Annotated in this window: 9 protein-coding genes and 1 tRNA gene; 5 read left to right on the forward strand and 5 right to left on the reverse strand. The window is 34.2% G+C overall.

Annotated elements, in window-relative coordinates:
- Positions 1-589: 589 nt before the first annotated feature.
- Complete coding sequence (locus tag B0A75_RS05045; RefSeq protein WP_089053203.1) at positions 590-1,093, forward strand: hypothetical protein; 504 nt, start codon at positions 590-592, stop codon at positions 1,091-1,093.
- Between the two features lie 111 nt (positions 1,094-1,204).
- Here B0A75_RS05045 and B0A75_RS05050 read toward each other — a convergent pair whose 3' ends face one another.
- From B0A75_RS05050 to B0A75_RS05070, 5 genes are all read right to left on the reverse strand, one after another.
- On the reverse strand, positions 1,205-2,983 hold the full coding sequence (locus B0A75_RS05050) for an AMP-dependent synthetase/ligase (protein ID WP_089053204.1): 1,779 nt from the start codon (positions 2,981-2,983) through the stop codon (positions 1,205-1,207).
- Positions 2,984-3,141: 158 nt separating this feature from the next.
- Positions 3,142-3,585 carry a hypothetical protein gene (locus B0A75_RS05055; RefSeq protein WP_089053205.1) on the reverse strand — a complete coding sequence of 148 codons (444 nt, stop codon included), beginning with the start codon at positions 3,583-3,585 and terminating at the stop codon, positions 3,142-3,144.
- Positions 3,586-3,721: 136 nt separating this feature from the next.
- Complete coding sequence (locus B0A75_RS05060; RefSeq protein ID WP_089053206.1) at positions 3,722-6,127, reverse strand: TonB-dependent receptor domain-containing protein; 2,406 nt, start codon at positions 6,125-6,127, stop codon at positions 3,722-3,724.
- A 307-nt stretch (positions 6,128-6,434) separates the two neighbouring features.
- Positions 6,435-10,088 (reverse strand): phosphoribosylformylglycinamidine synthase, encoded by a 3,654-nt coding sequence (gene purL, locus B0A75_RS05065; protein WP_089053207.1) that lies wholly within the window; start codon positions 10,086-10,088, stop codon positions 6,435-6,437.
- A 339-nt stretch (positions 10,089-10,427) separates the two neighbouring features.
- Complete coding sequence (locus B0A75_RS05070) at positions 10,428-11,939, reverse strand: hypothetical protein (RefSeq protein ID WP_089053280.1); 1,512 nt, start codon at positions 11,937-11,939, stop codon at positions 10,428-10,430.
- A 287-nt stretch (positions 11,940-12,226) separates the two neighbouring features.
- Here B0A75_RS05070 and B0A75_RS05075 point away from each other — a divergent pair, with 287 nt between their 5' ends.
- The 4 genes from B0A75_RS05075 (at position 12,227) to B0A75_RS05090 (ending at position 14,719) form a co-directional block, all read left to right on the forward strand.
- Positions 12,227-12,658 carry a PaaI family thioesterase gene (locus B0A75_RS05075; protein WP_089053208.1) on the forward strand — a complete coding sequence of 144 codons (432 nt, stop codon included), beginning with the start codon at positions 12,227-12,229 and terminating at the stop codon, positions 12,656-12,658.
- 3 nt (positions 12,659-12,661) lie between these two features.
- On the forward strand, positions 12,662-13,732 hold the full coding sequence (locus tag B0A75_RS05080) for a chorismate-binding protein (protein ID WP_089053209.1): 1,071 nt from the start codon (positions 12,662-12,664) through the stop codon (positions 13,730-13,732).
- Positions 13,733-13,851: 119 nt separating this feature from the next.
- Entirely contained in the window at positions 13,852-14,568 is a 717-nt protein-coding gene (bshB1, locus tag B0A75_RS05085) for a bacillithiol biosynthesis deacetylase BshB1 (RefSeq protein WP_089053210.1), read from the forward strand.
- Between the two features lie 77 nt (positions 14,569-14,645).
- Positions 14,646-14,719, forward strand: a tRNA-His gene (locus B0A75_RS05090).
- Positions 14,720-14,797: the final 78 nt, after the last annotated feature.

Here is a 14,797-nt window from a genome sequence, read left to right on the forward strand (position 1 = left end):
ACAAATTTGAAACAAAGAGTTTCAAATTACAACAACAACAACAACAATTAAAAAAAATAAAACAATGAGTTTTAAATTATACATATACAACCCAAGACTAGCAGCCGCGACTTCGAATAGCGAATGCTTTTACATATCGGTGCATCAATATAGGCAATAGGATAATTATATCGTATTTGTTATGAAGCACCTTTGATTGGGTGCTTTTTTTTGCCATAGTGGCAAAGGTTCAAAGGGGCAGAGAGACAGAGAAAAAAACTTAGTATCTCAGCACCTTAGAACCTCAGAAGCTTAATAAAAATAAACAATAAAAATTTAAGGATGAATCAAAAAATAGGACTTAGGTCAGACTATAGTGGTCAAACAGATAAAGTGGAATTTAGTGAGCCGCCATTTGCCTCGAGAAGAAAGATGGATTTGGAACTTATTAACCTATGGAAGGAAAAGGTGAATTTTAGGAAAATTATATATATCATTTAGAGATATTTCTCTGTTAAAGCAATGGTGCTTTTGAACTTTTGTGATATTGGATTTCTTAGAAAAACCTTCGATTTCCTGAGATTCCCAAGAATTACAAAATCAAAATACCATGCAAAACAATACATTACAACAATATAAAAACGCAATTAGAAAAAAATACGAGTTAGAAAAAGAAGGCAGATACTTTGATTATTTGTACAAACCTTCTCGTGGAAAACTTCGTGATTTATGCTGGTTGATTTTCGAAAATAACCCAACAAAAGAGGATTCAAATGTTTTTAGCAATCTCTTGGGCTTAGATTTCGATCATAGTAAAAAGAATAAGTTTAAGGAGAAGAAGGATAAGTTTAGACCTATCGAGACTTTCTTTAAAGGTGAAACAGATCCGTCAAACATCGATGCAATAAATATGGCAGCAATTTTGGTTGATTTTGAACCGCGTCCTTTTAAAAAGTTTTACGAAAACTCTAAAACTGAAGAAACAAAACCAGTTAAACGGATGGAGAAAGCTAAAGCAGTTTTTGAAAAAAAGAGTTCTCTAAAAAAAGAAAAGGCTGAAAAAAAGTCTAAGAGAAGAAACTTCTTTAGAGATTTTAAAAGTATGTTTTTCTAGAAAACAGAAATTCGAAACTGCCAAAACTATATTGAAGAGATCTTCATTAAATAAAAAACGGCTGTCTAAATTTTAGACAGCCGTTTTTCTTTGGTTAATTATTTTGGAATTTTAATTGTGATCGTAGATTTTTGCGTAAAGATCTTTATAGATTTCTTTAATGATTTTACGTTTTAATTTTAGAGTAGGAGTAAGCTGTCCGCCATCGATAGACCAAACATCTGGAGTAAGTTCAAAACGTTTGATTTTTTCCCAGTTTCCAAATTTTTCATTGATGCTTTCGACTTCTTCATTTATACGTTTGATTACATCGGCATTTGCACTAATTGCTGCATCTGTATTTCCTAAAGTAATTTTATGAATTTTAGCCCATTCTTTTACGAACTCAAAATTGGGCTGAATAAAAGCACCCGGCATTTTTTCGCCATCGCCAATTACCATAATCTGCTCGATAAAACGAGATTGTTTCATAGCATTTTCAATGATTTGCGGTGCAATATATTTTCCTCCTGATGTTTTGAACATTTCTTTTTTACGGTCGGTAATTTTTAAGAAACCTTCGCTGTCGATTTCTCCAATATCTCCCGTATGGAAATAACCATCTTGCAAAGCTTCTGCAGTTTTTTCAGGATCTTTAAAGTAACCCAGCATTACATTTGGTCCTTTGCAAAGAATTTCACCGTCTTCGGCAATTTTTACTTCGACGTTACGAATTGGTTTTCCAACAGTTCCAATTTTAAAACCTCTATTTCTTTGGTCGTTTACGGCAATTACAGGCGATGTTTCAGATAAACCGTAACCTTCCATAACTGGAATTTCGGCAGCAGCAAAAACTCTTGTTAAACGAGGCTGTAGAGCGGCACTTCCAGAAACCATTAAATCTAAATTTCCTCCCAAACCTTCTTTCCATTTACTGAAAATAAGTTTGCGGGCAATTTTTAACTGAAACTCATACCAAGCACCATTGGCTCCGTATGGTTCATATTTTAAACCTAAATCAATAGCCCAGAAAAATAGTTTTTTCTTGATGCCTGTTAATTCGGCTCCTTTAGCATAAATTTTATCATAAACTTTTTCTAAAAGTCTTGGTACAGCTGTAATTACATTTGGACGAACTTCTTTTAAGTTGTCGCTGATTTTTTCAATTGATTCTCCAAAATAAACTGAAATACCATAATATTGATAGATGTACAAAATCATTCTTTCAAAAATATGGCAGATAGGCAGGAAGCTTAAAGCGCTGCTTTTTCCTGGATCAAACGGAATTCTTGGTGCACTGTCTAAAACATTAGAAACAATGTTTCTGTGCGAAAGCATAACTCCTTTTGGGCGTCCTGTAGTTCCAGAGGTATAAATAATAGTAGCTAAATCGTCCGTTTTTATACTGTCTTTTCTTGCTTCAACTTCGGTTTGATTGCTTTGGTCTTCACCAAGCGTTAGTAATTCAGACCAATGTTTGCAGCCTTCAATTTCATTAAAAGAATAAACTTCTTTTAGAGTTGGCACATTTGCTTTGATAAGATTTACTTTTTCAAGTACTTCTACATCCGAAACAAAGCAATAAATACTGCCGCTATGATTCAAAATATATTCGTAATCTTCTTCAGAGATTGTTGGATAAATAGGCACGTTTTGCGCACCAGTCTGCTGGATACCAATATCCATAATATTCCACTCAGTACGGTTGTTTGAGGTGATTAGGGCAATTTTATCATCTTTTTGAACACCCATGCGCAATAATGCTCTCGAAACAGCATTTGCTTTTGCAATATATTCCTGGCTAGATGTTTTTTCCCAGACTCCATTTTTTTTAGTTGCTAACGCAACCGGAAGATCGTAAGTTTCTTGTTGATAATAGGGAAAATCAAAAAGGCGTGTGATTGAAACCATGTTTAATATATTGAATTTTATCGCAAATTAAATAAAAATTAGGTATAATTTTTAATTTTATGGAATTTTATGGGAAAATTTATAGGTACTTTTAAAAATCAACGAAAACGTTTTCTTTTTTGTAGTAAATTTTAGAAAAAACAAGAATTATTTATTTTCTACGAGCGTTTTTTTGATTCAGAATCTTCAGAATAATCTTTGATTCGTTCGCCCATTATAAACATTTTTTTCTTGTTGAAATGAATTGAAAATTGAACATAAATCCAATCTTCTTCATTATTAGGTTTGTACCACATTGTATACGAAGCACTGTTGTAACCTTCTTTGAAAATTGGAATACCGTCTTCAGAACATTCGATTCCCCAGTTTATACTTTTTTTGGATAAATCTTCGTATTGAAAAGTTCCTGTTCCATTAGCATTCAATTGTACAATTGGCTCGGTTTTTCCTTCGTATAAAAAGGTTCCATCAATTGGATAACCAATTTTTGTTGTAATAAAATGATCGTGAATTTTATATCTTATTTTGTCAATCTTAATTTGGGCATGCGATTGAGCTGCGACTAGAAATAGCGCATAAAGGAGTGCTTTGTAAAATTTCATTCTATGTAGGCTAATTTGTTTTTGGAATGGGCCAAAAAGTTCTTGGGCTCGAACTTTTTGGCGAATATAGTTCAAATTTCAGTAGAAATTAGAATCCAAATTACAAGAATGAATATTTTTATTTTTGAGTAAAAAACTATTCGGTAGAGAATTGATTTTCTAATAGTTTTTCTTTAAAATCAGATTTAAAAGTATATGCAAAAGTGAGCATAAATGCACGAGTATCTGATTTATTAGTTCTATTGTTGCTAAATAGTAAAGTATTGTTTTTGTAACCGCTTTCGAGTGTGTTAAACATATCGGTAACAACCAAACCTAAACGAGCGTTTCCTTTTCCAAGTTTTTGCTGAAAACCCATATCAACATTATAAACCGGAATTCGTTTTCCTTGTGCGGTTGTTAAGGCCGAATTGTAATTTCCGATAATCTGAAGTTTTCCGCCTTTCCAAGGAACAAAATTATTGATGATTTTTCCGTACCAGCTGAAAGCGTTTTTCACCACATCTTGAGTTAGGTTTGTGGCATCTATTTTTTGTTCAAAAGCTGTTAAACTAATATTAGCATCATAAAAAGAGAATGGTTTTAAGGTGAAGATAGTTTCTAAACCATAAGTTATCGTACTTCCTATGTTTCTTGGCTGCAGTAAAATTACACCATTGTCCTGCAATTCGGCATATTGTCTAATCGCGTCTTTTGCATTTCGGTAAAAAGCATTGGTCGAAAAAGAATAATTTTCCCAGTTTTTATTGTAGCTTACTTCTGCGATATGAATAATTTCAGGTTTCAAATAAGGATTTCCGCCATGAGGATTTAATGCATCAGTAATATCAATAAACGGATTTAAATCGTCTAAATCTGGACGGTTAATACGCTTGCTGTAGCCAAATTTGATAAACTCATCTGGTTTTAAATTCATTTGTAAAGAAGCAGATGGAAATAGCTTTAAATAATGATTTGAAAAATTATCAGTATTGTTCTGCGTTTTACCATTATTTGAAACCTGCTCTGCGCGAAGTCCTAAATTATATTTCCATTTCGGATTGTCTGTTTCGCCAATAAACGAATTCAACATTCCGTAAACAGCATTTATTTGTTCGTTGTATTTAAAAGTATTGCTTGCCAAAGGATTAACAATATATTCGCCGTTTGTCAGATCAGCACTTTCAAAGTCTGAGTCAAAAAAACGAAACGTTCCTTTATATCCAGTTTCCACAATTGATTTTTCAGATACTGGAACCGTATAATTTACAATAGCATTCGAGATGTTTTCATTTGTATAATTATGAGTTCTTTGCCATGCAGCATCACCTATTTGTTGTTTATAAGCGTCATAATTGTAAGTGTCAATATCAGTGTTCTCTTTGTGTTTGTTGAAAGAAGAAGTAATACTTGCATTTAGACTTTTTCTGTCGTCAGAAAATTTTCGATCATAATTAAAAGCAAGTTCGCCCACTTTTGTACGTTCCAGTTCTAAAGAATGACGTTTGTTACTCGAAAAAAACTGATTTGCGCTTGTGTTTACCTGCGTGTACAAAGTTTCGTCATTGTCTTGATTTTCTAAATTTCCGAGCGCTTCAAATGAAAAGCTGTTTTTGTCATTTGGAGTAAAATCGACGTTAAATTTCAAGTTTTGCAAACCTTCTGTACGAGCATCATCTCTATTTTGATGAATGTAATGTTGATCGTCTATGAGAAAATTAGTTCGATCAGCATTTATCTTTTTGGTTCTGCCGGCAAAACGATTATCGTAGGCTAAACCAAAATTCCATTTTTCAGTTTTATGATTTAACAATATAGAGCTGTTGATTCTTCCTTTGGCACCAAAACCAGTTCCTAAAACTACCGCTCCATTTATGCCTTTTTGATTGTTCTTTTTAAGCTTAATATTTATAATTCCGCTTTCAGCATTAGCGTCATATTTTGCTGTTGGATTGCTTATGACTTCAATGCTTTCTATGCTGCTTGCCGCAATCTGATCCATATTTGTAATGGCCGAATTTTTACCATTAATCAAAATCATTGGTGATTTTCCTCTAAGTGTTATACCGCCTTCAGCATCTACTGCAACAGTCGGAATACTTTTTAGCATATCAGTCGCCGTTCCGCCAGACTGAGAAATGTTAGAAGCCGCATTAAAAACAAATCCTTCATCGGTTTTTTGAATTTGTTTTCGCTGAGATTTTACAACAACATCATTTAGTAAATTGGTATCGGTTTGCAATTTGATGGTTCCAATAGAAATTGGGCTGTCAGTTACCTTTATTTTTTGAAAAATAGTTTTAAAACCTATTAGTTTAAATTGAAGTTGATAATCTCCAGATTGAATGTTTTCTAATGCAAAATTTCCCATAACATCAGTTACGGCATAATTGGCTGTTTTCGTAGAATCGCTGGCACTTTTTAGAACCACATCAACAAATTCGACGGGAAGTTTTCCGTCGGTGATATTTCCTTTTATAGCAGCGGTTTTTTGAGCAAAGGAAAATTGGCTTATAGTAAATAAGAGAATCAGCAGGGATAATTTTTGGATCATATTTTTCATGAAACAAAGATATTTACCAGAATGTTCACGCTTGCTTAAGCTGTCTTAAGATACCATTAAATTAATCTTAGAATAGTTTTAAATAGTTTAGTTAGCCACGAATTACACGAATTTCCACGAATGCATTGTGTGTAAAAGTTTGCCACAGATTAAAAGGATTCTCACAGATTATTTTTTGACAATGAAAAAAAATCATTTTAATCCTTATAATCTGTGGCTAAAAAAAATAATTCGTGAAAATTCGTGAAATTCGTGGCTATAAAAAAACGCCCGATAAATTCGGGCGCTTTTAGTAAAAATATATTTCTTAGTTTTTCTCAATCCATTTTCTGGCATTAACAAAAGCTTCGTGCCAAGGTGAAACCTCGTCATTTCTGTCTTTTGGATAATGTGCCCAGTTCCATTGGAAAGTAGAACGCTCAATGTGAGGCATCATAACCAAATGTCTTCCTGTTTTGTCACACATCATTGCTGTGTTGTAATCAGAACCGTTAGGATTAGCAGGATAACCTTCGTAAGCATATTTAGAAACAATGTTATATTGGTCTTCTGCATAAGGCAATTTAAATTTACCTTCTCCGTGAGAAACCCAAACTCCTAAAGTACTTCCGGCCAATGTTGATAACATAACCGAATTATTCTCCTGAACTTTTACAGAAGTAAAGATGCTTTCGTGTTTGTTACTTTCATTATGGTGCATTTTTCCGTGAACTTCATGCTCCGGATTAATCACTTCCAATTCCATAAACAACTGACATCCGTTACAGATTCCAACAGATAAAGTATCTTCTCTTTTGAAGAAATTATCTAAAGCTGTTTTTGCTTTTTCATTGTATAAGAAAGCTCCAGCCCAGCCTTTAGCAGAACCTAAAACATCTGAATTAGAGAATCCTCCAACGGCACCAATAAACTGAATATCTTCAAGAGTTTCACGACCAGAAATTAAATCGGTCATGTGAACGTCTTTTACATCAAAACCTGCTAAGTACATTGCATTTGCCATTTCACGCTCAGAATTACTTCCTTTTTCACGAATAATCGCCGCTTTTGGTCTTGGTTTAGAATTGTCGATTTCTGGTTTTTTTCCTGTAAAATGTGCAGGGAAAGTATAATTTAAAACCTGATTTTTATAGTTTTCGAAACGAGCTTTTGCAGTTCCGTTTTTAGATTGTTTTTGATCTAATAAATAAGAAGTTTCAAACCAAACATCTCTGTAAGTTGGAATATCTAATTTGTAATCTGCAATTTCTAAAGTTGCAGTAGAAGATACAGATCCAATTTTGAAGAATTCGATATTATTAGCATTTAATTTAGCTTCAACAGCCGAATCAGATTTAGCTTGGAATACGATTCCGATGTTTTCAGCGAAAAGGATTTTCAATAAGTCTTTTTCCGCGAAAGCGCTGAAATCAATTTTTGCTCCAAGATTTACATCAGCAAAACACAATTCTAATAAAGTAGTAATTAAACCACCGCTTCCAATATCGTGTCCAGCAAGAATTTGGCTTTCGCCGATTAATTCCTGAATGGTATTAAAAGCGTTTTTGAAGAAAGAAGCATCTTTAATTGTAGAAGTTTCATTTCCAATTGTATTTCTGATTTGTGCAAAAGATGAACCTCCAAGTTTGAAATCATCCTGAGATAAATTGATATAGTAAATAGAATCTCCGTTTTTCTGTAAAACCGGTTCTACTACTTTTCTAATATCTGTACAGTTTCCTCCAGCAGAAATAATAACCGTTCCTGGCGCGATTACTTCGTCGTTTGGATATTTTTGTTTCATCGAAAGTGAATCTTTTCCTGTCGGAATATTGATTCCCAATTCAATTGCAAATTCTGAACAACCTTCAACAGCAGCGTATAAACGAGCGTCTTCACCTTCGTTTTTACAAGCCCACATCCAGTTTGCTGATAATGAAATTCCTTTTAACTGATCTTTAATTGGCGCCCAGATAATGTTTGATAACGATTCTGCAATAGCATTTCTAGATCCTGCAACTGGATCAATTAAAGCAGCGATAGGAGCGTGCCCAATAGAAGTTGCAATTCCTTCTTTACCTAAATAATCCAAAGCCATAACTCCGACATTATTTAAAGGCAATTGTAAAGGTCCAGCATTTTGTTGTTTCGCTACTTTTCCTCCAACGCAACGGTCCACTTTGTTAGTCAACCAGTCTTTTGAAGCAACAGCCTCTAAACGCAAAACGTCTTTTAAATAACTTTCGAAATCTCCTGCGTTGTAAGCAACATCAGCATATTTTCTATCGATAGTTTTATCAGTCATAACCGTTTTTGGGGAACTTCCGAAGAAATCTTCTAAAGCATAATCCATCGGCTTTGAACCATTTGATTGTGATTGAAAAGTAAAACGGTGATCTCCCGTTACATCTCCAACTTGATACATTGGAGAACGCTCTCTGTCAGCAATTCTTTGTAAGGTATCGATATCTTTTTGACCAATAACCAATCCCATTCTTTCCTGAGATTCGTTACCAATAATTTCTTTTGCAGAAAGAGTAGGGTCTCCAACCGGTAATTTATCCAAATCGATTAAACCTCCAGTTTCTTCAACCAATTCCGAAAGACAGTTTAAGTGTCCTCCAGCTCCGTGATCGTGAATAGAAACAATTGGGTTATTGTCGCTTTCAACTAAACCACGAATTGCATTAGCAGCACGTTTTTGCATTTCAGGGTTTGAACGCTGAATGGCATTTAATTCGATTCCTGAACCGAAAGCTCCAGTGTCTGCAGAAGAAACCGCAGCACCACCCATTCCAATTCTGTAATTTTCTCCACCTAAGATTACGATTTTATCGCCTTCTTGTGGTTTCTTTTTAATTGATTGATCTAGTTTTCCATATCCAATTCCTCCCGCTTGCATGATCACTTTATCGTAACCAATTTTACGGTCGTTTTCTGAATGTTCGAAAGTTAAAACAGAACCTGTAATAAGCGGTTGCCCGAATTTATTTCCAAAATCAGAAGCTCCGTTTGAAGCTTTGATCAAAATATCCATTGGAGTTTGGTACAACCATTTTCTTTCTTCAAGAGCGTTTTCCCATTTTCTGTCGTCGTTTAAACGAGAATAAGATGTCATATAAACGGCAGTTCCTGCTAATGGTAATGAACCTTGTCCTCCTGCTAAACGGTCACGAATTTCTCCTCCAGAACCTGTTGCAGCACCATTGAAAGGTTCAACTGTGGTTGGGAAATTGTGTGTTTCGGCTTTTAAAGAGATAACCGAATCAAATTCTTTTATTTCGTAAAAATCAGGTTTGTCTGCCGATTTTGGTGCAAATTGCTGTACTTTTGGTCCTTTTACAAAAGCAACGTTGTCTTTGTAAGCAGAAACGATATCGTTAGGATTTTCCTGAGATGTTTTTTTGATTAATTTGAAAAGAGAAGTCTCTTTTTCTTCACCGTCAATAACAAATGTTCCGTTGAAAATTTTATGACGGCAGTGTTCTGAATTTGCTTGTGAGAAAGCAAAAATCTCAGAATCCGTTAATTTTCTTCCTAATTTAGTTGAAAGATTATTTAAGTAATCTACTTCTTCGTCACTTAAAGCTAAACCCTCAGCTTTATTGTAAGTTGCAATATCATCAATTTCCAGAATTGGTTCCGGCTGAATGTTGATAGTGAAGATTTCTTGATCTAATTCGTTGAATTTTTGAAAAAGCATCGGGTCAAAATCAGTAAAATTTTCCGTTGCTGGATGAAATTCTTCAATTCTGATAATGCCCGGAACACCCATGTTTTGAGTGATTTCTACAGCATTTGTGCTCCATGGTGTGATCATAGTGGCGCGAGGACCAACAAAAAAACCCGTCAATGCGGATTTTTCGATCTTATTCGAGTCGGCAAAAAGCCAGTTTAATTTTGAAATGTCTTGAGCTGAAATTTCGTTTTGCGTCTGTACGGCAAAAACAGTTTTGCTTTGGTTTTCAAAGAAATGGATCATTGTTTTGTGTAGTTTGTTGTATTGAGGTGCAAATTTAATGTAAATAAATAGCAAGCGCAAATTTGATAACAAACTCTTTTGAAAAAAAATGAAGCTGAAATGATTTGTCGCGAAGGCACTAAGGCATTAAGTTTTTTACAAAGGAATTTCTTTGTCTATTTTGCTCGCAAAGATACGAAGTCGCAAAGTTTCTATAAATATAGCCAATGGTTTCAACCATTGGGACACAATATGGTCACGATCTGTTTCCCGTGGTTGAAACCACGGGCTATGTTGTAAAAAAAAAGTCAATTAAATTTAAAAAAACTTCGAGCCTTAGTGCCTTCGTGGCAAAATAAATTATTTTGGAAAAGCTGCACTCTGATAAGCACCCAAATCTGGCGGAGAAGTTCTTGTAATTCCTAAAATATCCTGCGGAATTATATAAGACTGATTTCCTTTCGCGAAAGCGGCAGAAGTTTTATCGATGTTGAATTTATTCTGAGAAACATTATAAAACTTCGGGTTTTCATTGAGAATGATATTGCTGTAATGTTCCGTATCTGTTTTAAATTGATAATCAGGATTTGTTGTTGAGCTGTTGAATTTTAAAAGACAATTATTTAATTGATAAACAAATGGTGCGTTTGGTTTTTTACTTAAGTTAAATTCGTTCGTGTTTGAGCCATAAATTATACAATTGTTGAAGGTTGCCTGCGTCAGTGCATTTGTTTCGGGCATTTTGCCTGCCAAACTATTGCTTATATTAACTGCAAATTGTGAGTTGCTTTGCCAATTGTTATTAAAAGTGCAATGCGTAAAATTATAATTTCCGCCGTAAACACAGGATAAACTACCTAGGCCGGCATAATTTATAACTAGATTTTCTCCGTTAATTCGGGCGTTTTGTGCTAAAATTCCATATTCAGCACAATTATAAATTTGGGTATTTTTAATTTGAATTGTGTTAACTGAATTTCTAATATCTAATCCTGTAATCGCATTTTTTAAAGTTAAATTTTTGATTGAATGGTTATTACTGCCGTTTTCAAGAATAACCGATTTCCATTGTCCAGGAATATCCAAATAAAGAGATTCTAATCGATCGCCTTCAAAAATAACTTCATTTTCTAATTTTTCTGTTGTTGAAGCAGTTCCGTTAATTTGAAGAGAAGCGTTCTTGCCAACATATAATCCTGAGTTGGTATGAAAGTGAATTCTTGCGCCAGCTTCAAAAGTGACTGTTTTGTTTTCTGGAACTCCTGCGTAACCATAAACTACATAAGGTTTTTGTTTGGTGAAAAGTAATTCATTCCCATTTACAGGGTCATTTTCACGGAGATAAAATCCGTCAACATCTTTGCCGTCAATTTTGATTTTCTCTTTTGTTCCGTTTGGATTTTGATTAGGATATAAAAAAACAGCGTCCTGAATTAAGGTTACCAAAGCGACTTGCTGCAGATTTGCGCCGCTGTCAAATTGAATTTCATCGGTATATAAAAAATCGGCTGGATTTACATCTGTAATATCTGCCGTAGTTTCAATAAAAATGTACAAACTGTCTTTTGCTAAAAGCGTAACATCTTTAAAAATTTTCCCGTTGGTTCTAGTCCTACCGTCAACCGTCATTCGGTATTTTGAACTTAGTCCTTTTTTGAATTGTACAACTGGAATTGATATGTCGTTTTTGCTTCGATTGTAAACTTTTAGTTGATAAGTACTTGAGCCAATATTTTTAAAAACGGTGTCCAAATAAACGGTGTCTTTAGAAAACTTTAAATCTCCAGAACTGGCAACGGTATCAAAGTCAGTTCGGCAGGAACTGAAAACTAAAATTAAACCCAAGACTAAGATTGTAAAGTATTGACGCATTATTGTTTTTCTTTTCTTTGTCACGAATTCCGCGAATTTTCACAAATTAAATTGAAATAAAATTCGTGGAAATTTGTGTAATTAGTTGCTATAATTTTAAAACCCTTCTAATCTGTCTATCCTGATAGCTATCGGGAGTGGCGAGAAAAAATATCAGCCAAAGATTTGATTGTTTTTGTAAAAATAACAAAAAACTTACACGTTTGAAGTTGAATTTTAAATTTTAGAATTGGATTTTAGATTTATGTGTTATCTTTCTTTAATTTTACGATTTTAAAGTTTATTTAATGAATTATACAAAAGAACAGATTTTAGCGTACTGCAATGAATTTTCTAAAAATACATTGATGGAGACGCTGAAAATAGAATATATCGATGCTGGCGAAGATTTTTTAACGGCAAAAATGCCTGTAAACCCAAGTGTTCATCAGCCAATGGGATTATTGCACGGCGGAGCTTCTGTAGCTTTGGCAGAAAGTGTGGGAAGTGCAGCTTCACATTTTTTTATTAATGCGAAGGAGCAAGAAGTTCGTGGTATCGAAATTTCGGCAAATCATTTAAAAAGTATTCGTGAGGGTGTTGTTTTTGGAACTGCCCGAATTATTCATAAAGGCAGAAGTCTTCATCTTTGGGAAATTAAAATTACGGATGAAGCAGGAAATTTGATTTCGCTTTGCAAATTGACGAATATGGTTTTGGATAGAAAGAAAAGTGAATAAATTATGAATCCATTTTTCTTAAAAATTAAAAAGCATAAAGAACTAAATTTACCTTTTGTGCTTTATTCAAAACCCAATACTACAGATCTGATTGGTGTTTTGCAACAAAATGACACTTTATATACTGTTTCAGATTACAGCGAAAAAGGATTTGTATTCGCTTCTTTTGATGAAAAACAACTGGTTCTGATTCCTGAAAATGAATCGGAAATTATTACTGTCAAAAAAGAGATTACTTCATTTGAATCCATCGAAGTTGATGATTTAAATTTTGATGCTGAAGTTAAATTTCAATACGAATATTTGGTTGCAAAGGGAATTCAAGCCATCAAAAATGAAGAGTTCAAAAAGGTAGTTTTATCACGAAGTGAAGAAGTCCCTTTGGTTGAATTTGATTTTGCTGCAACTTTTCAGCATTTGGTTCAATTATATCCGGCAACTTTTTGTTATTGCTTTTTTCATCCGAAAATAGGACTTTGGATGGGAGCAACGCCAGAAAAACTGCTAAAAGCAAATGAAAATGTTTTTGAAACCATGGCTTTGGCAGGAACACAAAAAGACAATCAGGAAACAGAAATTGTCTGGCAGCAAAAAGAAAAGGACGAACAGCAATTTGTGACTGATTTTATTGTAAAACGGCTTAGAGAATTTACAGCTTCGGTTGTAGTTTCTGAACCATATAGTTTAAAGGCGGGTTCTATCTGGCATATTAAAACGGATATTTCGGGAGTTTTAAAGGATAAGTCGACTTTGGAAGAAGTTATTGATACGCTTCATCCAACGCCTGCAGTTTGTGGTTTGCCAAAGAAAAAAGCAAAATTATTTATCATTGAAAACGAAAATTATGATCGTACTTTTTACAGCGGATTTCTAGGTGAGCTTAATAGTGGTTTTACAGGAAAAAATGTAAGCTCTGATTTATTTGTAAATTTACGATGCATGCAGATTCAGGAAAACAAAGCCATTTTGTATATGGGTTGTGGCGTCACAAAAGAAAGTATTCCCGAAAAAGAATGGGAGGAAAGCGTCAATAAATCAATGACGATGAAGAGAGTATTGAGAGTTATGAGTTAGAAGTTATGAGTTATGAATGGCTGTCTCCCTGAGCGAAGTCGAAGGGCGCAAAGGGTTTCGACTCCGCTTAGCCTGACAGTAAGAGTAAAATCTGAAACAAAAACAAACAAGAATAAAAAATGAAATTAGATATATTAGCCTTTGGCGCACATCCTGACGATGTAGAATTGGGTTGTGCAGGAACAATTTTAAAAGAAGTTTCTCTAGGGAAAAAAGTTGGTGTTGTTGATTTAACACGCGGCGAATTAGGAACACGCGGAACTGCAGAAACTAGAGATGAAGAAGCAAAAGCAGCAGCAAAGATTTTAGGAGTTGTTGTTCGTGAAAACTTAGGACTTCGTGACGGCTTTTTTGTAAATGATGAAAAACATCAATTAGAAGTCATTAAAATGATTCGCAAGTACAAACCTGAAATTGTTTTATGCAACGCTGTTGACGACCGTCATATTGATCATGGAAAAGGAAGTAAATTAGTTTCTGATGCTTGTTTTTTATCAGGGTTGGTGAAAATAGAAACTTCTATAGATGGAGAGCAGCAGGAAGCTTGGAGACCAAAAGTGGTTTATCATTATATTCAATGGAAAAATATTGAACCGGACTTTGTAGTTGATATTACTGGCTTTGAAGAAAAGAAGATCGAATCAATTTTGGCTTATAAAACACAATTTTACGATCCAAATTCAAATGAGCCTGCTACACCAATTACGAGTAAAAACTTTTTAGAAAGTGTAAAATATCGTGCGCAGGACTTAGGACGTCTAGTTGGTAAAGATTTTGCCGAAGGTTTTACTGTTGAAAGGTGTTTGGCAGTCAATAGCTTAGGAGATTTGATTTAATTTTTATGAAAATTTTTCATTTTTTTCTTTGTAGAACTCAACCTTTGTTCTATATTTGCACTCGCTAAGCAAAAATGGTGGTTGTAGCTCAGCTGGTTAGAGTAGCGGTTTGTGGTGCCGCGGGTCGCCGGTTCGAACCCGGTCAGCCACCCAGATTTAAAGCCTTGAAGAAATTCAAGGCTTTTTTTGTGCGTTTAATTTTTTTAAAATCATATAAGTTCATTTTAGA

The organism is Flavobacterium oncorhynchi, assembly GCF_002217355.1.
In the GTDB taxonomy this organism is placed as follows: Bacteria; Bacteroidota; Bacteroidia; order Flavobacteriales; family Flavobacteriaceae; genus Flavobacterium; species Flavobacterium oncorhynchi.